20 protein-coding genes are annotated in these 22869 nt (G+C 64.6%); 7 read left to right on the top strand and 13 right to left on the bottom strand.

Going from position 1 to position 22869, the window contains the following annotated elements; genetic code table 11:
* The first annotated feature begins 57 nt into the window (after positions 1–57).
* The 4 genes from rlmN to argG all read left to right on the top strand — a co-directional run bounded on the left by rlmN (position 58) and on the right by argG (position 4127).
* Positions 58–1260 (top strand): 23S rRNA (adenine(2503)-C(2))-methyltransferase RlmN, encoded by a 1203-nt coding sequence (rlmN, locus tag C2U70_RS01425; protein WP_140976082.1) that lies wholly within the window; start codon positions 58–60, stop codon positions 1258–1260.
* 124 nt (positions 1261–1384) lie between these two features.
* Entirely contained in the window at positions 1385–1873 is a 489-nt protein-coding gene (locus tag C2U70_RS01420; protein WP_140976081.1) for a hypothetical protein, read from the top strand.
* A gap of 47 nt (positions 1874–1920) precedes the next feature.
* Complete coding sequence (locus tag C2U70_RS01415; RefSeq protein ID WP_186293995.1) at positions 1921–2697, top strand: phosphatase PAP2 family protein; 777 nt, start codon at positions 1921–1923, stop codon at positions 2695–2697.
* 92 nt (positions 2698–2789) lie between these two features.
* Entirely contained in the window at positions 2790–4127 is a 1338-nt protein-coding gene (gene argG, locus C2U70_RS01410) for an argininosuccinate synthase (RefSeq protein WP_140976079.1), read from the top strand.
* A gap of 140 nt (positions 4128–4267) precedes the next feature.
* On the opposite strand, the gene C2U70_RS01405 is transcribed toward argG, so the two are convergent.
* The 11 genes from C2U70_RS01405 to C2U70_RS32770 all read right to left on the bottom strand — a co-directional run bounded on the left by C2U70_RS01405 (position 4268) and on the right by C2U70_RS32770 (position 16425).
* Positions 4268–6460 carry an OmpA family protein gene (locus C2U70_RS01405; RefSeq protein ID WP_140976078.1) on the bottom strand — a complete coding sequence of 731 codons (2193 nt, stop codon included), beginning with the start codon at positions 6458–6460 and terminating at the stop codon, positions 4268–4270.
* 165 nt (positions 6461–6625) lie between these two features.
* Positions 6626–6868, bottom strand: a complete 243-nt coding sequence (locus tag C2U70_RS33360) for a hypothetical protein (RefSeq protein ID WP_140976077.1) — start codon at positions 6866–6868, stop codon at positions 6626–6628.
* A gap of 82 nt (positions 6869–6950) precedes the next feature.
* The gene (locus C2U70_RS01395) at positions 6951–7337 is read right to left on the bottom strand and encodes a VOC family protein (protein WP_140976076.1); all 387 of its coding nucleotides are present in this window, start codon (positions 7335–7337) and stop codon (positions 6951–6953) included.
* A 21-nt stretch (positions 7338–7358) separates the two neighbouring features.
* Positions 7359–8186 carry an FkbM family methyltransferase gene (locus C2U70_RS01390; protein ID WP_186293994.1) on the bottom strand — a complete coding sequence of 276 codons (828 nt, stop codon included), beginning with the start codon at positions 8184–8186 and terminating at the stop codon, positions 7359–7361.
* 166 nt (positions 8187–8352) lie between these two features.
* Entirely contained in the window at positions 8353–10320 is a 1968-nt protein-coding gene (locus C2U70_RS01385) for an ABC transporter ATP-binding protein/permease (protein WP_140976074.1), read from the bottom strand.
* Between the two features lie 50 nt (positions 10321–10370).
* Positions 10371–12503 (bottom strand): hybrid sensor histidine kinase/response regulator, encoded by a 2133-nt coding sequence (locus tag C2U70_RS01380; RefSeq protein WP_140976073.1) that lies wholly within the window; start codon positions 12501–12503, stop codon positions 10371–10373.
* A gap of 193 nt (positions 12504–12696) precedes the next feature.
* A complete protein-coding gene (locus C2U70_RS01375; protein ID WP_140976072.1) occupies positions 12697–13479 on the bottom strand; it encodes a succinate dehydrogenase iron-sulfur subunit in 783 nt (260 codons plus the stop codon).
* 22 nt (positions 13480–13501) lie between these two features.
* Positions 13502–15337, bottom strand: a complete 1836-nt coding sequence (gene sdhA / locus C2U70_RS01370) for a succinate dehydrogenase flavoprotein subunit (protein WP_140976071.1) — start codon at positions 15335–15337, stop codon at positions 13502–13504.
* Between the two features lie 3 nt (positions 15338–15340).
* Entirely contained in the window at positions 15341–15745 is a 405-nt protein-coding gene (gene sdhD, locus C2U70_RS01365) for a succinate dehydrogenase, hydrophobic membrane anchor protein (RefSeq protein WP_140976070.1), read from the bottom strand.
* Positions 15742–16140, bottom strand: coding sequence for a succinate dehydrogenase, cytochrome b556 subunit (gene sdhC, locus C2U70_RS01360; RefSeq protein WP_140976069.1), 399 nt, complete (start codon positions 16138–16140; stop codon positions 15742–15744). The genes sdhD and sdhC overlap by 4 nt, the downstream gene beginning before the upstream one ends.
* Positions 16141–16269: 129 nt before the next feature.
* On the bottom strand, positions 16270–16425 hold the full coding sequence (locus tag C2U70_RS32770) for a hypothetical protein (protein WP_186293993.1): 156 nt from the start codon (positions 16423–16425) through the stop codon (positions 16270–16272).
* Between the two features lie 213 nt (positions 16426–16638).
* On the opposite strand from C2U70_RS32770, the gene C2U70_RS01355 reads away from it, so the two are divergent.
* A complete protein-coding gene (locus tag C2U70_RS01355; RefSeq protein ID WP_140976068.1) occupies positions 16639–17499 on the top strand; it encodes a sulfite exporter TauE/SafE family protein in 861 nt (286 codons plus the stop codon).
* Positions 17500–17511: 12 nt separating this feature from the next.
* Here C2U70_RS01355 and C2U70_RS01350 read toward each other — a convergent pair whose 3' ends face one another.
* On the bottom strand, positions 17512–19206 hold the full coding sequence (locus C2U70_RS01350; RefSeq protein ID WP_140976067.1) for an AMP-binding protein: 1695 nt from the start codon (positions 19204–19206) through the stop codon (positions 17512–17514).
* Between the two features lie 116 nt (positions 19207–19322).
* Complete coding sequence (locus C2U70_RS01345; RefSeq protein WP_186293992.1) at positions 19323–20516, bottom strand: serine hydrolase domain-containing protein; 1194 nt, start codon at positions 20514–20516, stop codon at positions 19323–19325.
* A gap of 348 nt (positions 20517–20864) precedes the next feature.
* Here C2U70_RS01345 and C2U70_RS01340 point away from each other — a divergent pair, with 348 nt between their 5' ends.
* Positions 20865–21185 (top strand): hypothetical protein, encoded by a 321-nt coding sequence (locus C2U70_RS01340; protein ID WP_140976065.1) that lies wholly within the window; start codon positions 20865–20867, stop codon positions 21183–21185.
* A 122-nt stretch (positions 21186–21307) separates the two neighbouring features.
* Positions 21308–22798 carry an NAD-dependent succinate-semialdehyde dehydrogenase gene (locus C2U70_RS01335; RefSeq protein ID WP_140976064.1) on the top strand — a complete coding sequence of 497 codons (1491 nt, stop codon included), beginning with the start codon at positions 21308–21310 and terminating at the stop codon, positions 22796–22798.
* Positions 22799–22869 lie beyond the last annotated feature (71 nt).

The raw sequence follows: 22869 nt of genomic DNA, 5'->3' as shown, positions 1-22869 counted from the left end.
CGTGGATGCCCGGGACAAGCCCGGGCATGACGAGACAGCAGCAATTCAGGCCAACAAATGCAATCGACGACCGTGCCGCATAACGCAACCCTGGTGGAGAAAACTCCGCTCGAGACCTATGTGCCGCCGGCCAAGCCGTCGCTGATCGGGTTGTCGCGCGCGGAGCTCGCCGACCGCCTCGGCGAGATCGGTGTTGCGCCGGCGCAGCGCAAGATGCGTGTGCAGCAATTGTGGCACTGGCTCTATTTCCGCGGCGCCCAAAACTTTGACGAGATGACGTCGGTCTCGAAGGGCATCCGCGCCGATCTCGCCGAGCGCTTCACCGTCGACCGGCCGGAGGTCGTGGCCGAGCAGATCTCCAATGACGGCACCCGCAAATGGCTGTTGCGCCTGCCGAGCGGCGACAGTGTCCAGAAGGCGCATGAAGTCGAATGCGTCTACATTCCCGAAACCGATCGCGGCACGCTGTGCGTCTCCTCGCAGGTCGGCTGCACGTTGAACTGCGCCTTCTGCCACACCGGCACGCAGCGCCTGGTGCGCAATCTGACCGCGGGCGAGATCGTCGGCCAGGTCATGGTGGCGCGGGATCGGTTGAATGATTGGGCCGATCGCGAGGACGGCACGCGCCGCGTCACCAACATCGTGATGATGGGCATGGGCGAGCCGCTCTACAATTTCGATGCGGTGCGCGATGCGCTTTTGATTGTCGGCGACAACGAAGGCATCGGCATCTCCCGCCGCCGCATCACGCTGTCGACCTCGGGCGTGGTGCCGAACATCGTGCGCGCCGGAGAGGAGATCGGCGTCATGCTGGCGATCTCGCTGCATGCCGTGCGCGACGATCTCCGCAACGAGCTGGTGCCGCTCAACCGCAAATATCCGATCAAGGAGCTGCTGCAGGCCTGCCGCGATTATCCCGGCGCCTCCAATGCACGCCGCATTACCTTCGAATATGTGATGCTCAAGGGCGTCAACGATTCGCTCGACGACGCAAAACTGCTGGTGAAGCTGCTCAAGGGCATTCACGCAAAAATCAATCTGATTCCGTTCAATCCCTGGCCCGGCACGGCCTATGAATGTTCGGACTGGGATCAGATCGAAAAATTCTCCGAATACATCTTCAACGCCGGCTATTCCTCGCCGGTGCGCACGCCGCGCGGCCGCGACATCCTCGCCGCCTGCGGCCAGCTCAAGTCAGAAACCGAAAAACTGTCCGTCCGTGAGCGCGATGCACTCCGCGCCATGGCGATGACGGATTGACCGATCATGCGTGCGCTATCGCAGCCACGTCATTGCGAGCGAAGCGAAGCAATCCAGCGTCTTTCCGCGGAGACGGTCTGGATTTCTTCGCTTCGCTCGCAATGACGGAATAGTCGGCTTTGGTATGGGTTTGATCGGGCGCTTCTTTGTCATCCTGATCGGTTTCTTCGCGTCATGCCTCGTCGGCGGCATGATCGTGGTCGGTGCGCTGTTGTTTCCCGAGTTCAGCGATCTCGGCGCCGGTCCCGTCGATGAAAGCACCATCGACATCCTGCTCGGCTTCGGCTTCATCTTCGTCTCGGGCTTTGCGCTGCTGCCGGCGATGCTGATCGTCGCGATCACCGAGGCATTCTATATCCGCAGCGTGCTCGCCTATGCGATCGGCGGCGGGCTCGTGGGCCTCGCGTGCTACCTCGGCCTCGTGCCCTTCGATCCCGATACGCTGCAATTTTCCGGCATCGTCCGCCGCCATCTCGAGATCATGACCGGTGCAGGCATCGTCGCGGGCTTCGTCTACTGGATCATTGCCGGCCGCAATGCCGGCGCCTGGCGCCATCCGCCGCCGCCGTTGAGGCCACCCCCGCCGCTGCCCTCAGCGTCGCGGCCGGAATGACGGAGGGAGGGTTTTCATCCCCTTCCGCCTCGGCTAAACCGCGCGCCATGAACCGGACCGGACTTTTCGTTGCGCTGGCGCTGTGGGTCGTGATCGGCCTCGTTTTCGGTATTTATCCCGAGCTCGACCTCAAGCTTGCCAGCCTGTTCTTCGACCCCGAGAGCAAGACCTTTCCGCTCAAGCTGAGCGCATGGGCCGGTGTCGCGCGCGATGCCGCGATGTGGATCGCCTGGGCCTTTGCGCTGCCGTCGATCGTGGCGCTGGTGGTCAAGCTCGTCTGGCCCGACCGGCCGCTGATGGTGTCGGGGCGCGCGATCATCTTCCTGCTGGTCACGCTGACGCTGTCGGCCGGCATCCTCACCAATCTCGCCTTCAAGTCCTATTGGGGCCGGCCGCGTCCGGTTGTCGTGACGCAGTTCGCCGGCGACCAGCAATTCGTGCCGTGGTGGGATCCGCGCGGCGGCTGCGGTCGCAACTGCTCATTCTTCTCCGGCGAGGGCGCGACTGCGTTCTGGACGCTGGCGCCGGCAGCACTGGCGCCGCCGCAATGGCGGCCGCTCGCCTATGCCGGTGCGGTCGTCTTCGGCGCCGTGACCAGCGGTCTCAGAATGGCCTTTGGCGGGCACTTCTTCACCGACGTCGCGATCGCGGGCCTTGTCACCTTCGTCGTGATCTGGTTCGCCTTTGCGCTGATCTACCGCTGGCCGCGGACGCGGTTGTCAGATGCAGCCATCGACGCCGCGTTGACCCGCCTGGCCTGGCCGGGCTACCGGCTTCGCCAGCGGCTGATGGGGCGCAAAACCGAGCCCGCGCCGTCCCTGTGAGCCATTAAAGGGGTGCCCCGGTGCGGGAAATTTGATATTCGCGCACTCAAACCACACCCAAAACCAGCCTTCGATAGCCGATTGGAAGCATCATGAGCACGATCCTGAAAAGCCTGCCCAAGGGGGAGAAAGTCGGCATCGCTTTCTCCGGCGGTCTCGACACGTCAGCGGCGCTGCTCTGGATGAAGCAGAAGGGTGCGCGCTGCTACGCCTACACCGCCAATCTCGGCCAGCCGGACGAAGCCGACTATGACGAGATCCCGCGCAAGGCGATGGAGTTCGGCGCCGAGAAGGCGCTGCTGGTGGATTGCCGCACGCAACTGGTCCATGAGGGCATCGCCGCGATCCAGTCCGGCGCCTTCCACGTCTCGACCGGCGGTCTCACCTATTTCAACACCACGCCGCTCGGTCGCGCCGTAACCGGCACGATGCTGGTCGCGGCGATGAAGGAGGACGGGGTCAACATCTGGGGCGACGGCTCGACCTTCAAGGGCAACGACATCGAGCGCTTCTATCGCTATGGCCTTTTGACCAATCCATCCTTGCGCATCTACAAGCCCTGGCTCGACCAGCAGTTCATCGACGAGCTCGGCGGCCGCGCCGAGATGTCGGCGTTCATGACCGCCAACGGTTTTGCCTACAAGATGAGCGCCGAGAAGGCGTATTCGACCGACAGCAATCTGCTCGGCGCGACGCATGAGGCAAAGGATCTCGAAAATCTCGACAGCGGCATCAGGATCGTCAACCCGATCATGGGCGTGCCGTTCTGGCGCGACGATTGTGCCGTCAAGGCCGAGACCGTCGTGGTGCGTTTCGAGGAAGGCCAGCCCACGGCGCTGAACGGTAAGACGTTCACCGATCCCGTCGCGCTGTTCCTCGAAGCCAATGCCATCGGCGGCCGTCATGGTCTCGGCATGAGCGACCAGATCGAGAACCGCATCATCGAAGCCAAGAGCCGCGGCATCTACGAAGCACCGGGCATGGCGCTGCTGCACATCGCCTATGAGCGCCTCGTTACCGGCATCCACAACGAGGACACCATCGAGCAGTACCGCATCAGCGGCATGCGCCTTGGCCGTCTGCTGTATCAGGGCCGCTGGTTCGACTCGCAGGCCTTGATGCTGCGCGAGACCGCGCAGCGCTGGGTGGCGCGCGCTGTCACCGGCGAGGTGACGCTGGAGCTGCGCCGCGGCAACGATTACTCGATTCTCAATACAGAGAGCCCGAACCTGACCTATGCGCCGGAGCGGCTGAGCATGGAGAAGGTCGAAGATGCACCGTTCACGCCGGCCGATCGCATCGGCCAGCTCACGATGCGCAACTTGGACATCGCCGACACCCGCGCCAAGCTTGGTCTCTATTCGAAGACGGGATTGCTGTCGGGCAGTGAAGGCTCGCAGATCTTCAGGCTTGAGAGCGATAAGGGCTGAAGCTTTTGTAGCCCGGATGAGCGCAGCGATATCCGGGGTCTTCGTGCCAAGTGGTTAGGTCCCGGATGTCGCTGCGCTCATCCGGGCTACAACAAAAAAGGCCGGGATTGCTCCCGGCCTTTTGCGTTCTCGTCCGACCCTCACCGCGGCGGAGCGGTGCCGGGCGGGGGCGGCGGCAGCGAGGCCGTTCCACCGTTGAGCAGCGGCGTGATGTTGCGGATGGTGACGCGCCGGTTGATCAGGCTCGGCCCTTGCGTCTGCTCCTTCAGATACTGCTCGCCATAGCCCTGCGACGTCAGGTTCTCTGACGGCACACCGAATTGCTGGGTCAGCAATTCGGCCGCGGACTGCGCACGACGGTCCGACAATGACAGATTGTCGACGTCGTTGCCGACCGCGTCGGTGTGACCTTCGATCAGGAACACCACACGCGGGTTGGCCTGGATCGCACGGTTGAGACCGTCGGCGATCGACTGCAGTTTCGCCGCCTGGTCCGGCGGTATGGTCCACGATCCCGTTTCGAAGTTAATCGTGTTGACGTCGATGCTCGGCATCTGCATGCGAACATTGGGACTGTAGCGGATCTCGTCGAGCGTGTAGCGCCGATCGATCCGTTGCACCGGCGGTGCCACCATCGTCTGGTAGATCACGTCAGGCGACGCCTCCGCGGAGTCGACGATATAGCGATCGTAGGGAATGCTGACGACCGGCGGCGGCATGTCGACATAGAAGCCGCCGACCGCCCGCGGATCGCGGTAGCTGTTGTCGATGATGATGATCTCGCGTCCGGCGGGGTCCCTGCGGATTCGACGCAGCAACCGGCCGTCCGGACCGACCACGGTGATGATCTCGCTGCCGTCGGGACGGATCACGACGGTGCGGGTATCGGCGCCGATGGTCTCCGTACGGATGTCGCGGGCGCCATAGCGGAAGCGATAGAGGTCGTTGCCGCGGACATAGGCCTGCCCGCCCGGATCGCGGACGATGATGCGATCCGGCTCGGTGTAGATCGTGCGGCCACCTTCGACGGTCTCGCGTCGCTGGTTGCGATAGTCGGCGATGGTCGCACCGATCACGGCGCCGGCCACGACGCCTGCACCGATTGCGAGCGGCGTCAGGTCACGCTGCGGCGGACGCGGCGGTGGCGGCAGCGGTGCCGTGACCGTCGGCGCGGCCCGGAAGGCCGGGGTAACCGTCGGCGGAGCGTTTTGCGCCCTGTCGGGCGGCGGCGCTGCGGCCGGCGAACCAGAGACGACAGATGGTGGCCGGGGTCCGCCTTGCAGCGGCGTTGCAACAGCCGGTCCGGTCGTGGGCGCACCAGCGGCCGGTCCGCCGGGCGGCGGCGTACCAGGACCACCCTGACGTCCCGGAGGCGGCGTCGGAGCACCACCAGCAGGCGGCGTGCCCGTGGGTGCTGGTGTCGCACCGGGCGCTGGCGTCGGCGATCCCGCAGGCGGTTGGCCGGGACGTCCGCCGGGAGGTGGTCCTCCGGCAGCCGGAGGCGTGCCGGTCGGCAAGGGTGTCGCGCCTGGAACGGTCGTCGGTGCGCCGGCCGGCGGCGGACCCGATCGGGCCGGCGGCGGCGTGGTCGGCGCAGCACTCGGCGCCGGTGTTGCCGTCGGAGCGGGCGCAGCACTGGGTGCGGGCGTCGGCGCAGGCGGCGTTCGTCCCGGCGGCGGTGAAGCCGGGGGCGGCGGCGGGGTCGGTGTTGCACGCGTAGTCGGAGGCGGCGGCGGCGGTGGAGGCGGAGCAGCCGGCGTGGGTGTCGGAGCAACGCGTGCCGGCGGCGCCAATGAAGGCGGCGGAGGCGGAGGTGGCGTCGGTGCCTTCGGTGCAGCAGAGGGCGGCGGAGGCGGAGGTGGCGTCGGCGCCTTCGGTGCAGCCGAGGGCGGCGGTGGCGGAGGCGGCGTCTGTGCCTTCGGTGCAGCAGCAGGCGGCGGAGGCGGTGGGGGTGCCTGATGCGTCGCGGGCGGCGGCGGGGGTGGCGTCGGACGTGACGGCGCGGGAGGCGGCGGCGGTGGAGCAGCCGGGCGCGGAGGCGGCGGGGGCGCAGCCGCGGGCGGCGGAGGCGGTGGTGGTGCGGCCGGGCGCGGAGGCGGCGGGGCTGCTGCGGGCGGTGGCGGCGGGGGAGCCGGCGGCTTGGCGGCGGGCGGCGGCGGTGCCGCAGGTCCCTTCGGCGGCTGCTTCGGTTTTCCGTCAGGGCCGAGTTCGCCTGCCGGGCCCTGCGCGATCACGATAGGTGCCGTTGCATCGTGCGCATGCGATGCGGAGCTTGCGAAGGGCATCGCGGTGAGAGCCGTCGTGGCAAGAAGCACGAAGCGAAGGTGAGTCATGAGATCAGATCCCCGGAAGGTTCTTGGGTGAAGTGATGCGATGAACGGATACGCGTTAGGCCGGATTGTGGCGGTGGGACGCGACGCGGCTCGATTTATTTCTTGATGCGAAGCGATTCAAAACATCACCGTTCATTACGCATTCAGATGAATCTTGCAATCGCTTCACGCGCGCGCCTGCGACAAATCGGCGTCAGTCGCAGGATTGGGTGTACGCGGCCCGTTCGGTCCGCGCGACGGAATCTCCTCGGGTACACGCCCAGGCAACTCGTCGGGCCGCGGTGATTCGCCGGGCTCGCGCACCGGCGGCGCGATCTCCGGCTGCGGATTGCCGGGCGGAATGCCCGGCGGTGGCTCGGTAGGCGTACCCGGTGTGGCCGGAGGAATCTCCGGCGGTTCGATCGGCATCGCGCATCATCTGGTTCGTTGCTTGGGGACGACAACGTTGCCGGCGCGGCGATGTTCCCCAGCGCATGAGACCGAAAACACCTCAGGCTGGCGCGTGGCAGACCGCCTCGATATTGTGGCCGTCGGGATCGAGCACGAAGGCGCCGTAGTAGTTGGGGTGATAATGCGCGCGGATGCCGGGCGGTCCGTTGTCGCGTCCGCCGGCCGCAATCGCAGCCCTGTAGAATGCATCCACGGTGGCGCGGTCCTTCGCGGCGATGGCGATATGCACCGGCTTGTTCAGCGCGCCTTCGCCGCCGATCCAGAAATCCGGCTTGCCGTCGGCGCCGAAGCCAGCGAAAGCATCGTGGCCGGTCTGCTCTGCGGTCACTTCCATGATAAGGCCGTAGCCGAGCGGGGCCAGCGCCTTAACATAGAACGCTTTTGCGCTCTCATAATCCGAAACCGGAAAGCCGATATGGTCGATCATCGAAAGCTCCGCCGTTCAAGTTCATCCGCGCAGCAGGAAGGTATTGCTGCGTGTCTTTTTGATGATCGCGTATCCGCGCGCGACCATGTCGGCTATACAATCCTCGCGCCATTCCTTTTGTGACAGGTGCTCGATCACGACCGCGCGCGGCCACAGCGCGTGCGGCGCCTGCTTGAAGAAGGGGATGAGGACGTGATCCTCAAAACCCTCGACGTCGATCTTCAGGCCATCGACCTTGCTCACGCCGGACTCTTCGAGGATCCGCGTCAAACGGCGTGATGGCACTTTGATCGCCTTCGCCGACGCCGCGCCCGTGACGACGTGGCTGGCACCGAGATTGTCGCCGTCGGTCTCGATCATCAGCTCGCCGTCGGTTGGACCGGCGGCCGCCTGCACCAGGCGAACCTGCGGCACATTTGATGCGGCGTGATTGAACGACAATCGTGCAAACGTCGTCGGATGCGGCTCGATCGCAACCACCTTGCCGCCGCTGCCGACATGGTGCGCCATCACCAGCGAGAAGGTACCGACATTGGCGCCGACATCGAGGAAGACGCCGCCTGACGGCGTGTGCTGGCGCAGGAAATCGAGTTCGTCGAGATTATAGTCGGGGTTGAACAGCGCCCCGCGTTCGGTCGCACTGCCCTGATGGTAGAAGCGAAACGAGGCGCCTTGATAAGCGACGTCGACCGGCCCCGATCGCATCAGATTGACCAGCCGCGACAGCCAGGGCCGGAACGCGCCGCGCTTCAGCCGCGATCCCTGTGCGAGGCGGATGATCGCAGCCTGCGCCGCATTGGGCGCGAAGGCGCCGAACGGCGCAGGCGAAGGGTCGTTGTCGGGAGTCAAGCGGAGCGTCCTCGTTGCAGGCGGCGTAGCCATAGCCGGTTTTGCAGGGGACTCCAATGTCACATGCGAGGTGTGTAGCCCGGATGGAGCGAAGCGAAATCCGGGGTTCGTGCCGCGAGCCAGACTTGCCCCGGATTACGCTTCGCTCCATCCGGGCTACGGACCGTTACGCCGCCTTTTTCGATCCCCCGCGTTGCCGCAGGAAGCGGCCGAGCAGGCGGCGCTTGCCCCTGCGCGGGATCAGGTCGATGTCGCTGACGAGCTTTGCGCCGCCCTTGTGCCGTTCCAGCACGATCTTGCGGCTGTGGAAGGCTTCGAGCTCGGCGCGATGCGCGACGCTGACGATAGTCGCCTTCGGCAACTCGTCCGTGACCATCTGCATCATCTTGTCCTGGCTCTTCTCGTCGAGCGCCGAGGTTGCCTCATCGAGCACGACGATGTCGGGGTTGTGCAGCAACAGCCGCGCGAAGGCGAGGCGTTGTTTCTCGCCGCCGGACAGCGTCTGGTCCCACGGGCCCTCTTCCTCGATTTTTTCCTTGAGATGATCGAGGCCGACCTTGCTTAGGGCACTGCCGATCTCCTCGACAGACCAGTCTTCCTCGGCACCGGGATAAGCGACCGCGCGGCGCAAGCTGCCTGAGGGTACGTAGGGCCGCTGCGGCAGCATGAACAGCCGGCGATCGGGATGAAAGTTGACGCTGCCGCCGCCCCATGGCCAAAGACCTGCGATGGCGCGCACCAGCGTGCTTTTGCCGGTGCCGGATTCGCCGGCGACCAAGAGCCGCTCACCGGGTTCGATCACCACCTCGGTCTCTCCGACCACGGCGGTGCCATCGTCGAGCGTGACCGAAAGATCCTTCATTTCGAGCATCGCGTCGTCCCCGGTCTCGCCGCGTTTGATGCGGCCGATGCCGTCGCCCTGCTCGGCACGCTCGAGGCCGTCGAGCGACATCATCAGCGAAGCGATGCGGCGCGCACACGCATTCCAGTCGGCAAGCCGCGGATAATTGTCGACCAGCCAGCCGAACGCGCTCTGCACGATGGTGAATGCGGAGGCCGCCTGCATCACCTGCCCGAGCGTCATGCTGCCGTCGAGGAATTTTGGCGCACAGAGCAGCAGCGGCACCACAGGTGCCACGAGGCTCGATCCCTGCGAGACCAGCGTGGTGCGCATGTGTTGCCCGGCGAGCCGCGCCCATTGCCGCAACACATTGGTAAAGTTGCGGTCGATGCCGCCGCGCTCTTCCTCCTCGCCGCCGAGCAGCGCGATGCTCTCGCCGTTCTCGCGCACGCGTGTCAGCGTGTAGCGGAAGTCGGCTTCGGCCTGGTTCTTGTCCTCGGAGACCTGCACGAAGCGCCGGCCGATCACCATGATCGAGCCCGAGGCGATCGCGGCGTAGACGATCGCCGCGATCACGAGGAATCCAGGGATCGTGACCGATGTCCCGCCCAGCATCACCGTGAGCGCGCCGCCGATGGTCCAGAGCACGACGATGAAGGTTGCGGCCGACAGGAAGGCTGAGGTCACGCCGGCGAGGAAGTCGACCGGCGAGTCCGTTGCGATCCGAAGGTCCTCGGCGATCCGGTATTCGGGATTCTTGTGGTCGCCGCCGACGAGGTTGAGCTGGTAGTAGCGACCGTTGGACAGCCAGCGCGTCAGCACGCTGTTGGTGAGCCAGGCGCGCCAGCGCCGCTGGATGCCCATGCGCGTAAACACCTGCGCGACGCCGAGCACGATGCTGCCGATCGCGAGCGGGAAGAACATCGCCGTGAGGTGAAAGACGGTCGCCGCATCGCGCTTCTCGATCGCGTCAAAAATCGCGCGATTCCAGACGTTGATGCCGTATTGAAAGCCGACAGTCAGGACGATCAGCACCACGAGCCCGACCGAGAACGGCCATGCCAGCCGGTCGCCATTGCGGCTCCAGAAGCCGCGTGCGCTGATCCAGAACCGGGTCAGCAGATAATCCTTCCGCGCCTGCTCGGCCTCCTCGGGCGTCAGCTCGGCGTCGGGTTCGAGAATCTCCGGCGGCGGCGGTGCGACCTCGTCGCCGTTCTCACCCGCGATCTCGACGATCGGCGCCGTCTTGCCTTGCTTGCTGTCCCGCTTACGCTTTGCGCCCGACTTTTGCATCGCCCGGTAACGCAAGGGAACCGGGATGGTTCCCTCGGGTTCCGCCGACGCTATTCGGCCGCGCCAACCCGGCGCAGCCGTGCTGCCTTGTGCAGGAACTGCGAGAGCTGTTCGATCGTATAGGGCTTTTGCAGCAGGTCGAAGCCGACGCTGCCCTCTTGCGACAGCACTTGGCTGTAGCCGGTGGTGAGCACCACAGGCACTGCGATGCCGCGGGCGCGGATCTCGTTGGCGAGGTCGAGCCCGGTCTTGCCGGGCATCACCACGTCGGAGAACACGACGTCGAAGCGATCATGGTCGCCGATCAGCTCTGTGAGCGCATCGTCGGCGTTGTCGGCAAGCGTCACGCTGTAGCCGAGCTCGGTGAGCCCGTCGGCCGCGAAGTTTGCGACCTCGATATTGTCCTCGACCAGCAGCACGGACATGCCGTTGCCGGCGACCGCGGGCGCGGTGTCGGGTGCCTGCCGTCGCGGCAGGATCTCGGCGGGCACGCGGGGCAGATAGAGCGTGAAGGTGCTGCCCTTGCCGACCTCACTTTGCACCGTGACCTCGCCGCCGGACTGCTTTGCGAAACCAAAGACCTGCGACAGGCCGAGGCCGGTGCCGCGGCCGATTTGCTTGGTGGTGAAAAACGGCTCGAAGATGCGGCCGATCTGGGCAGCCGGAATGCCGACACCGGTGTCGGTCACGTCGACCGTGACGAAGCCGTGGCTCCCGACCAGATGAGCCAGTGAATCGGGGATGACCGTTGCCGCCTGCACGGTGAAGACGATCTTGCCGCGACCCTGCATGGCATCGCGTGCGTTCACCGCCATGTTGAACAGGGCCGTCTCGAACTGTCCGGCGTCAGTATTGACCAGGCACGGCTCCGCCGGCAGCCGGATCGCGATCTCGATGCCGGGGCCGAGCAGCGTCGCAAGCATGTCGTGCAGCGATTGCAGGCGTGCGCCGACGTCGAACACTTCCGGTTTCAGCGTCTGACGCCGGGCGAAGGCGAGCAATTGCGAGGTCAGCTTGGCGGCACGCGCGACCGCATCCGCAATGGAATTGATGTAGCGCTGCCGCCGCTCCTCCGACAATTGCGGCCGGTTCAAAAGGTCCACGGAGGCGCGGATCACGGTGAGGAGATTGTTGAAATCATGCGCGACGCCGCCCGTGAGCTGTCCCAGTGCCTCGAGCCGCTGGCTGTGCTTGAGCGCCTCCTCCGCGTCCCGACGTCGTGCGGCCTCGGCCTGCAGATGCTGGGTGCGCCGGAATGCCAGCGCCAGGAACAGGAACAGCAGCGCGGTCGCGGGCACGCCGAACACCAGATGCTGGCCGATGGTCGCATACCAGCGCGCGCGGATCGCCGAGGTCTCGAGCCCCGCACTGACATAGACCGGATATTCGGCGACGCGCTTGTAGCCGATGCGCCGCTCGATGCCATCCGTCGGCCAGGCGATGGTCATCAGCCCGTGGTCCGGGCTCGCGGCGATTTTCCGGCCGACCGGCCCGCCCGGATCGAGCCTGACGTCGCCGTCGAGCCGCGGAAAATGCGCCAGCAGCGCGCCATCGGTGCGGCCGATCGTGAAGAAGCTGCCGGGATCGCGGCCGATCCGAGCGTAGAAGCTCTCAAAATATTCCGGCAGGACGGACGCCTGGATCACCCCGATGAAGCTGCCGTCATCGGAGTCGCGGCGCCGGCTCATCCCGAAGAAGCGCGCGCCCTGATAGGGCGGGCGCGGCGTCAGCGGCGTGCCGATGAAGGAGCCGATATTGTGGTCGACATGGGCGTTGAAGTAGTCGCGGTCGGCGAAGCTGATCTCTGGCGGGGGCGACACGAGGCTGTTGACCAGCGCCTTGCCCTGGGCGTCGAAGATCCAGGCCGATTTGAGCTGCGGCAGCGCATCCGTCAGTCGCTTCAGCCGACGGTGCAGTGCCGGCTCACGGGAGATGATGACGTCGTCGGGAAGGCCGCGCACGACCTCGTTGAGCTCGGCAAGGCTGCGGTCGATGGTCTCGAAAACCTTCAGCGCATGCTCATGCGCGACGTCGAGCGTCCGTTCGATCTCGCGGTCGGCAATCTCGTTGGTGGAGGTGTAGGAGATCGCGGAGGCGATGACGAACAGTGCAATCGGCAGCGCCAGGGATGCTGCCATCATCCACTGCAAGAGTCTTAGCGAATTGCGGCGCGCGCCCTGCACAGTCCGCTCCTGTCCCGGAACGAATGTTACTTGAATTTCCCTGTGGTAAGGAAGCGGCTTGTGGGTGGAACCGGCGCAATGCTTCCATCCGCCCGCCGGGGCCGGTCGGTAGCAAATTTTGCCACAATCTATTGCAGGTAGAGAGGTATTTCCCGGCGATTCTCCGCCGCCGGGGGCGATGCCTAAACTTTAGCTAAACCTGACGCTCGACCATCTTGAGCTTGAGCTCGGCGATAGCTTCGGCCGGGTTCAGGCCTTTCGGACAGGCTTTGGCGCAGTTCATGATGGTGTGGCAGCGGTAGAGCCGGAACGGGTCCTCGAGATTGTCGAGCCGCTCGCCGGTCGCTTCATCGCGGGAATCCGAAACCCAGCGGTTGGCCTGGAGGAGGGCGGCGGGGCCGAGATAGCGGTCGCTGTTCCACCAGTAGCTCGGGCAGGACGTCGAGCAGCAGGCGCACAGAATGCATTCGTAGAGGCCGTCGAGCTTTTCGCGGTCCTCATGGCTCTGCCGCCATTCCTTCTGCGGCGTCGGCGAGGTCGTCTTCAGCCATGGCTCGACGGAGGCGTATTGCGCGTAGAAATTGGTGAGGTCGGGGATCAGGTCCTTGACGACCGGTTGGTGCGGCAGCGGATTGACCTTCACCGCGCCGTCCTTCACGTCGTGCATCGAGCGGGTGCAGGCGAGCGTGTTCTGGCCGTCGATGTTCATGGCGCAGGAGCCACAGACGCCCTCGCGGCATGACCGGCGGAAGGTCAGCGTCGGGTCGATGTGGTTCTTGATCCAGATCAGGCCGTCCAAGACCATCGGACCGCAATCATTGGTGTCGACGTAGTAGGTGTCGACGCTCGGATTTTTGCCGTCGTCCGGATTCCAGCGATAGACGCGAAATTCGCGCAGCTCGGCAGCGCCCGCCGGCTTCGGCCAGGTCTTGCCGCCCGTGATCTTCGAGTTCTTCGGAAGTGCGAATTCAACCATTTCGATAGGCCTTCGCTGTCGCTTAGTACACCCGCGCCTTCGGCGGGATGTACTGCACGTCGTTGGTCATGGTGTAGTTGTGCACCGGACGGTAGTCGATCGCGACCTTGCCGGCCTCGTCGATCCAGGCGAGCGTGTGCTTCATCCAGTTCTTGTCGTCGCGGTCCGCAAAGTCCTCGCGCGCATGCGCGCCGCGGCTTTCGGTGCGGTTCGCCGCCGAGTTCATCGTCACCACCGCCTGCGCGATCAGATTGTCGAACTCGAGCGTCTCGACCAGATCGGAATTCCACACCAGCGAGCGGTCGGACACGGCGATGTCGGTGATGCCGCCATGGACCTTCTGGATGAGGTTTTGGCCTTCGCTCAAGACCTCCCCGGTGCGGAACACGGCGCAGTTGCTCTGCATCACGTGCTGCATGCCTTCGCGCAGCTTCGCAGTCGGCGTGCCGCCGGAGGCGTAGCGGTAATGGTCGAGGCGGCCGAGCGCCAGCTCCGACGAGTTCGCCGGCAGTTCCGGCTGCTTGGCGTTGGCGGTGAGCTTCTCGGCGCAGCGCAGCGCCGCGGAGCGGCCGAACACCACGAGGTCGATCAGCGAGTTGGAGCCGAGGCGGTTTGCGCCGTGCACTGACACGCAGGCCGCTTCGCCCAGCGCCATCAGGCCGGGGACCACGGCATTGTCGTCGCCATCCTTCTTGGTCAGCACCTCGCCGTGATAATTCGTGGGTATGCCGCCCATGTTGTAGTGCACGGTCGGCACGATCGGGATTGGCTCGCGCGTCACGTCGACATTGGCGAAGATCTTGGCCGATTCGGAGATGCCCGGCAGCCGCTCCTGCAGCACAGCGGGATCGAGGTGGTCGAGGTGCAGGAAGATGTGGTCCTTCTTCTTGCCGACGCCGCGGCCTTCGCGGATTTCAATGGTCATCGAACGTGAGACCACGTCGCGAGAGGCGAGATCCTTGGCAGATGGCGCGTAGCGCTCCATGAAGCGCTCGCCCTCGGAGTTGACGAGATAGCCGCCCTCGCCGCGCGCGCCTTCGGTGACGAGACAGCCCGCGCCGTAGATGCCGGTCGGATGGAACTGCACGAACTCCATGTCCTGGAGCGGCAGGCCGGCGCGCAAGACCATGCCGCCGCCGTCGCCGGTGCAAGTATGGGCCGAGGTGCAGGATGCATAGGCGCGGCCATAGCCGCCGGTCGCAAGGATCGTGGTCTGGGCACGAAAGCGATGGATGGTGCCGTCGTCGAGCTTCAGCGCGATCACGCCACGGCAGACACCCTGGTCGTCCATGATCAGGTCGATGGCGAAGAACTCGATGAAGAATTCGGCCGCATGGCGCAGCGACTGGCCGTACATCGTGTGCAGCATGGCGTGGCCGGTGCGGTCGGCGGCGGCGCAGGTGCGCTGCGCCTGGCCTTTGCCGTAGTCCATGGTCATGCCGCCGAACGGGCGCTGGTAGATCTTGCCGTCCTCGGTGCGCGAGAAAGGCACGCCCCAATGCTCGAGCTCGTAGACGGCCTCGGGCGCGTTGCGCACCATATATTCGATCGCATCCTGGTCGCCGAGCCAGTCCGACCCCTTCACGGTGTCGTACATGTGCCAGCGCCAGTCGTCCTTGTGCATGTTGCCGAGTGCGGCGGAGATGCCGCCCTGGGCTGCTACGGTGTGCGAGCGGGTCGGGAAAACCTTGGTGATGCAGGCCGTGCGCAAGCCGGCCTCGCTGCAGCCGACCACGGCGCGCAGGCCCGCGCCGCCGGCGCCGACCACGACGACGTCATAGGTGTGGTCCTCGATCGGATAGGCCTTGCCATTGGTCGCAGGAGCGCCGTTTGCCTTGCCATTTCCACCACCGGCCATGGGCTAGACTCCCGATGAAAGTTTGAGGATCGCGTAAGTCGAGGCAAGCGCCACGGCGATCGCAAAGAAATTGTTGAGCATGACCGAGACGAGCTTCACCTTCTCGTTGTGGACATAGTCCTCGATCACCACCTGCATGCCGATCTTCATGTGCCAGGCGCTGGCGAAGATGAAGAGCAGCAGGATCACCGCAATCGGCAGCGAGCTGAGGATCACCTTGGCTCCAGCCTGGTTGCTGGAGAGCATCATCATGATGACGACGATCACGGGAATGATCAGCAGGGTCATCGCGACGCCCGTGAGGCGCTGGCGCCAGAAATCGGAGGTGCCGGAATGGGCGGCGCCGAGATTGCGGACGCGGCCGAGTGGGGTGCGCATGCTGCGCTTGGGCGTGTCTGACGCGCTCATCGTCCGCCTCCGACCGCGTAAGCGATGATCCAGACCAGCACGGTGGCAGCGATGCCGCCGATCAGCGCGCCCCAGGTCAGCGCCTCGCGCTCATTGGCCTTGAAGCCGTAGCCGAGATCCCAGACGAAATGCCTGATGCCGCTGAGCATGTGATGCATCAACGCCCAAGTGTAGCCGAACACGATCAGGCGGCCGAAGAAGCTGCCGGTGAAAGCCTGCACATAGGAATAGGCTGCCGGACCCGAGGCCGCTGCTATCAGCCACCAGGCCAGCAGCAGCGTCCCGAAATAGAGCGCAACGCCTGTGGCGCGATGGACGATCGACAGCGCCATCGTCAGTGTCCAACGGTAGGTTTGCAGATGAGGTGAGAGCGGTCGTTCGATCCGTGCGGTCATGGGCGACTTTGATGTTTTATTGCGGCCCAGCATGGGGCGCGCGGGGATCGCGAAAGGTCGGCCCTATTTACGGAGTCGAATCTGTCCGCGCAATCACCAAATCGCCATAAACCGAACCGTTATTCATCCCTATAACGATGATGAAACAAGGATCATCAGGGGCTTGGTATACCAGAGCGTCAAAGTGGCAGCATAAGAATGAATGATGAACCACTCTTTCTGATGCGCTGCCGCACCGATTTGAAATGCTTCATGGAACGCCTCTAAACCGTCCGGTACGTTCATCGTCGGATGACCCCTGTTCGCAGCGAATGCTGGTCGACGATTCGGCGCTCAAGTGCCCTTCCTGGGCCCTCCGAATGCGGTCTCCGAGGATATGCGACCTCTGCAATCCACCTCAGCCATCGGCCTCCGCGTGTCGACCGCGGCCACCAGATCGCCTAGAGCTTTCACAGAACGGGCGGGCCAACCGTCGCCGCACGCCGGGGCAATTTTCGCGTGATCGCAGGTCTTCCGCTTTGGGATGTCGTTGAACTTGCGCTGCTGCTCGTCGGCGTAGGTGCGCTGTCCGGATTTCTCGCAGGCGTGTTCGGCATTGGCGGCGGCGCGATTCTTGTGCCGGTGCTCTACGAATGTTTTCGCGTCGCCGGCGTGCCGCTTGAAGTGCGCATGCCGCTCTGCATCGGCACGTCGCTCGCGATCATCATCCCGACGTCGATCCGTTCGTTTCAGGCGCACTACAAGCGCGGTGCCGTCGACATGGAGATCCTCAAGGTCTGGTGGCTGCCGATCGTAACAGGTGTCGTCGCCGGCAGCGTGGTCGCGCGATACGCGCCGGAGCGCTTGTTCAAGATCGTGTTCGTCTGCGTGGCATGGTCCGCGGCCGCGCGGCTGATTCTTGCGCGCGAAAGCTGGAAGCTCGGCAGCGATCTGCCGCGGGGACCGCTGATGCGCGTGTATGGCTTCTGCGTCGGCATTCTCTCGACGCTGATGGGCATCGGCGGCGGATTGTTCTCGAACCTCCTGATGACCTTCTACGGTCGCCCGATCCATCAGGCGGTCGCGACATCGTCCGCGCTGGCGGTGCTGATCTCGATCCCCGGCGCGCTCGGCTATGTCTATGCCGGCTGGCCCGCAGCCGCGAACTATCCCGCGGTCGCAGCTCTGCAATGGCCGTTCGCACTCGGCTTCGTCTCGCTGATCGGCGCTGTTCTCGTGATGCCAATGAGCCTCGTCACCGCACCGCTAGGGGTGAAGGCCGCGCACGCGATGTCCAAGCGTACGCTGGAGACGGCGTTCGGCTGCTATCTCTTCATCGTCGGCAGCAGGTTTGTGGTCAGCCTGCTGAGCGGGCCTTAAGGCCGTCCGGAATCACGCCGTCTTCGCCGCCTTCAACCCAAGCCGCTGCTCGACCGCATCGCGCATCAAAAACTTCTGGATTTTTCCCGTCACGGTCATCGGGAATTCGCCGACGAATTCGACATAGCGCGGGATCTTGTTGTGGGCGATCTGCCCTTCGCAGAAGGCGCGCACTTCTTCCGCTGTCAGCGTCTCGCCGGGGCGGACCCTGATCCAGGCACAGAGCTCCTCGCCATAGCGCTGGTCGGCGACGCCAAAGATCTGCACGTCCTGGATCTTGGGATGGCGATACAGAAACTCCTCGATCTCGCGCGGATAGAGGTTTTCGCCGCCGCGGATCACCATGTCCTTGATGCGGCCGACGATATTGCAATAGCCCGCGTCGTCGATGGTGGCGAGATCGCCGGTGTGCATCCAGCCGTTCTTGTCGAGCACGTCGGCGGTTTTTTCCGCCTCGTCCCAATATCCCAGCATGATGCTGTAGCCGCGGGTGCAGAGCTCGCCGCGTTCGCCGCGCTTGACGATCTTGCCATCGAGATCGACGACCTTGACCTCGACATGCGGATGGATGCGTCCAACGGTGGAAACGCGTCGCTCGAGCGGATCGTCCGTCGCGCTCTGGAAGCTGACGGGGCTGGTCTCGGTCATGCCATAGGCGATCGTGACCTCGCCCATGTTCATCTCGGTGTTGACGCGCTTCATCACCTCGATCGGACAGGGCGCGCCGGCCATGATGCCGGTGCGCAACGATTTTAGGTTGAAGATCGAAAACTCCGGATGATCGAGCTCGGCGATGAACATGGTCGGCACGCCGTAGAGCGCCGTGCACTTCTCCTGCTGGATCGTCTTCAGCGTCGCCAGCGGATCAAAGCCTTCGCCGGGATAGACCATGGTCGCACCCAGCGTCACCGAGGCGAGGTTACCCATCACCATGCCGAAGCAATGGTAGAGCGGCACCGGGATGCAGATGCGATCTGCTTCCGTCAGCCGCATGGCGCGGCCGACGAAATAGCCGTTGTTGAGAATGTTGTGGTGAGTGAGCGTCACGCCCTTCGGCGAGCCCGTGGTGCCGCTGGTGAACTGGATATTGACGGGGTCGTCGAACTGCAGCGAGGCGCCGAGCGCGGCGAGCTGCTCGCGATGCCGCGCGCCGCCCATCGTTGCGACCTCCTCGAAGGGGATCGCGCCTGATGCAGCGGGTCCGCCGATCTGGATCACCATGCGCAGGTCGGGCAGCTTTGCCGCGCGCAACTGGCCGGGTTTTGCGGTTGCAAGCTCGGGCAAGAGCGTGTTGAGCATCTCCATATAGTTGCTGGTCTTGAACGCGGTGGCGGTGACGACCGCCGCGCAGCCGACCTTGCGCAGCGCAAATTCCAGCTCGCTCAGCCGATAGGCGGGGTTGATCGTCACCAGGATCAGGCCGGCTTTGGCGGCGGCAAATTGCGTCAGCGTCCATTCCGGGCGGTTGAGCGACCAGATGCCGATCCGCTGCCCCCGCTCGAGGCCGAGCGCGAGGAAACCGGCGGCAAGCGCGTCGACACGCTCGGCGAATTCAGTCCACGTCCACCGCACCCCATGGCTGGGGGAAACCAGTGCCTCGCGGTTGCCCCAGCGATGCGCCGCGAGATCGAGGCTGCGCCCGATCGTATCGCCCAAGAGCGGGGTATCGGAAATGCCGCAAACGTAACTGTCGGCTTTGTCTGCCAAGGTCGTGTCCTCCAGCTCGGTCGGTTGTTGCCTCGTGCTCCGACGGTGACTGCCATCCGAGCACGAGGATATCCTTTGTATCACGCGCGCGGAACAGCGCGCCTTCGACTATGGGGTTAAGCCGCCCGTTGTCCGCTGCCGGCATCGAGCCCGGCATAGACGCCGCGCTCAAAACCCGCAAAGGCCTGCAGGCATTTTGCGTCCGCGAACGGCAACAGCTGCATCAAAATCACGCCGCTGACGTCGCGCGCCGGGTCGATCCAGAAATAGGTGTTGGCGAGGCCCGCCCAGGCGAGGCTGCCGGCCGAGCGGCCTTCCGCGGTCTTGGCGGTGTTGATCATGAAGCTGAGGCCCCACTTCTTCACCTGCTCCGGATAGAGGTCGACGTCGTTGGTGTAGGGCGGCGCGACCGAAATCAACTTGGTCATGGCGAGATCGCCGATGTGGTTCTGCCCCATCGTGGCCACCGTCTCGGCCTTCAGCACCTGGTTGCCGTTGCCGCGACCCTTGTTGAGGATCATCTGGGTGAACTTGATGTAATCGCCGGCCGTCGAGTAGAGGCCGCCGCCACCCATGTGGAATTCCGGATTCTGCTCCAGCTCGAACGGCATCGGCGCAAGCTGGCCATCCTCGCCGCGCGCGTGCATCCCGACCAGGCGCTTGCGCATGTCGTCGCTGATCTTGAACGCCGTGTTCGTCATGCCGAGCGGCGCGAACATGTTGTCGCGCAGATAAGCGTCGAGCTTCTTGCCGCTCGCGGCCTCGACCGCCTTGCCGACGAAGTCGATATTGGTGCCGTATTCCCAGCGCGTGCCGGGATCGGTCATAACAGGCGTCTTCAGCGCCGCGTTCAGACAGGTGATGATGCCGGGCGTCCCGGTCTTCTCGAGATAGGTCGCCATGTTGCCGTTCCACATGTCGTAGCAGAAGCCGGCGGTGTGGGTCATGAGCAGGCGCAGCGTGATCGGCTTTTTGGCCGGGCGCAGCTTTGGTGAACCGCTGGCGTCAAAACCTTCCAGCACTTGCGGTGCTGCAAGGTCGGGCAGCAATTTTCCGATGGGCTCGTCGAGCGACAGCTTGCCCTGCTCGACAAGTTGCATGGCGCCGGCTGATGTTACCGCCTTCGTCATCGACGCGATCCAGAACACGCTGTCGGCGGTCATCGGGTCGGGTTTTGACAGGTCGCGCTTGCCGAACGCGCCCTGATAGAGCACGTCCTTGCCGGTGGCGGCGATTGCGACGACGCCGGGAATCTCCTTGGCATCGCTGGTCTGCCGCAATAGCTGATCGATCTGAGCTTTGCTCTGCATGCACGTTTCCTCCGGTTTGATTATTGTTGGAAGCGATCGATCATCCTCCTGCAGGTCGCGCGCGGCAAGCGCGTCAACCGGTCCGTGCCGGTCGCGATGTCGTGACTTGACCTGAGGCGACGTGGGATGGACGAGAAGGACAGCCCAACTGCAACACCTCTTCGCAATCTGCGGTGGATGACTGCAACTGGGCGTGACCCCAAAGGGTGTCAGGCATTATGTTTCCGGATGCGTTGTCTCTGAAACATATTGTGCTTTTGGGCGTTCAGAACCCGGCGCCATCGGCCGCCGAACCGTAAGATTGATGCAAATGTTGACGGTCGTTCACGGCCGTGAGGGGATTTTGAGATGATTTCGACCTGGAGCGAGTGGAAGCGCTATCCCCGTCCCGGACGGGGCGAGAACCTCGAAGCGCCGATTTCGCCCGGCATTTACGAAGTCCGCATCGCCGGGACCGGCGCGCTCTATTCGTTCGGCGCGGTCGACAATCTGGCGCAGTCTCTTGCGCTGCTGCCGGTCGGCTCAAAATCCTGGTTCGGTCGCCGCGACACCAAGGATGTACCCGATCTCGAATACCGGACCTGCGCGACCCATTCGAAAGCGGACGCCAAGGCTGCCGCTGAGCGCATGATCGGCCGCCGCGAGACCTATATGAGCGGCGCCGCGTAACCTACGCCGACCCCCAGAATTCCTCGAAGCTGCCGTGCGTTGCGAGCGGTGCATTGGGCGCTGGTTGCGCCTATACTCTTGCCCGACATCCAGCCCATCCGAAGAGCTCAGGGAGTGACGCCATGACCCCGACCGCCGCTGCACGCGCTGCACAATCGGCCTCCTTTCGCGACCGTCTCAAGGACCCGTCGCTGTTGCGCGAGGCCTGCTATATCGACGGTGCCTGGGTCGGCACGCCGTCGCGGCCGGTGACCAATCCGGTGAATGGCGTGGAGCTCGCGAAAATTCCGGTCATGAGCACGGCCGAGACGACGCAGGCGGTCGAAGCCGCCGAGCGCGCTTTCCCGGCTTGGGCAAAGCTCACCGCCAAGCAGCGCTCCAACATCTTGCGCAAATGGTTCGAGCTGATCGCCGCCAATCGCGAGGATTTGGCACTGATCCTCACCTCCGAGCAGGGCAAGCCGCTTGCCGAAGCGCTCGGCGAAGTCGATATCGGCGGCGCCTATGTCGAGTTCTTCGCGGAAGAAGCCCGCCGCGTCTATGGCGAGACCATTCCGACCCAGCGTCCCGACGCGCGCCTGCTTGCGATCAAGCAGCCGATCGGCGTCTGCGGTGCCATCACGCCGTGGAACTTTCCCTGCTCGATGATCACCCGCAAGGTCTCGCCGGCGCTCGCCGCCGGCTGCACGGTGGTGCTTAAGCCGGCCAATGAAACGCCGCTGACCGCGCTCGCGCTGGTCGCGCTGGCGGAGAAGGCCGGCGTGCCCAAGGGCGTGTTCAACATCCTCACCGGCAATTCGTCGGCGATCGGCAAGGTGCTGTGCGAGCATCCCGCCGTCCGCTTCGTCGGTTTCACCGGCTCCACCGAAGTGGGCAAGATCCTCTATCAGCAGGCGGCTGTCGGTGTGAAGAAGCTCGGGCTCGAGCTCGGCGGCAATGCGCCCTTCGTGGTGTTCGACGACGCCGATATCGACGCCGCGGTCGAAGGCGCCATCGTCTCGAAATATCGCAACATGGGCCAGACCTGCGTCTGCGCCAACCGCATCTACGCCCAGGACAAGATCTACGACGAGTTCGTGGAGAAGCTCTCGAAGAAGGTCGCGGCGATGAAGATCGGCGACGGCACCGAAGCCGGTGTGGTGCAGGGCCCCCTCATCAACATGGAAGCCATCGACAAGGTCGAGAAGCACATTGCTGACGCCGTGAAGGGCGGTGCAAAAATCGTCACTGGCGGCAAGCGCCATGCACTCGGCGGCAGTTTCTTCGAGCCGACTGTGCTTGCCAATGTCAGGCCGGACGCGCTCGTCGCGCATGAGGAAACCTTCGGCCCGCTCGCGCCGGTGTTCCGCTTCAAGGACGAGGCCGAGGTGATTTCGATGTGCAACGCCTCGCCGTTCGGTCTTGCCTCCTATTTCTATTCCCGCGATCTCGGCCGCGTCTGGCGCGTGGCCGAGGCGCTGGAGTCGGGCATGGTCGGCGTCAACACCGGCCTGATCACGACCGAGGTCGCGCCGTTCGGCGGCGTGAAAGAATCCGGACTCGGCCGCGAGGGCTCGCATCACGGCATGGAAGAGTATGTCGAGATCAAATACGTGATGATGGCGGGGGTGTAGGCCGCCCTCCCGGCGAGGCTCCGCCGATCCTTGCGATCTGCCAGCATGGCTCGCCGCGATGAGCGACCGTC

Origin of the sequence: Bradyrhizobium guangdongense, assembly GCF_006483445.1 — a bacterium.
GTDB classification, from domain to species: Bacteria; Pseudomonadota; Alphaproteobacteria; order Rhizobiales; family Xanthobacteraceae; genus Bradyrhizobium; species Bradyrhizobium guangdongense_A.
Note: the sequence above shows the minus strand (reverse complement) of the source record. Positions and strands in the feature narration are given on the sequence as shown.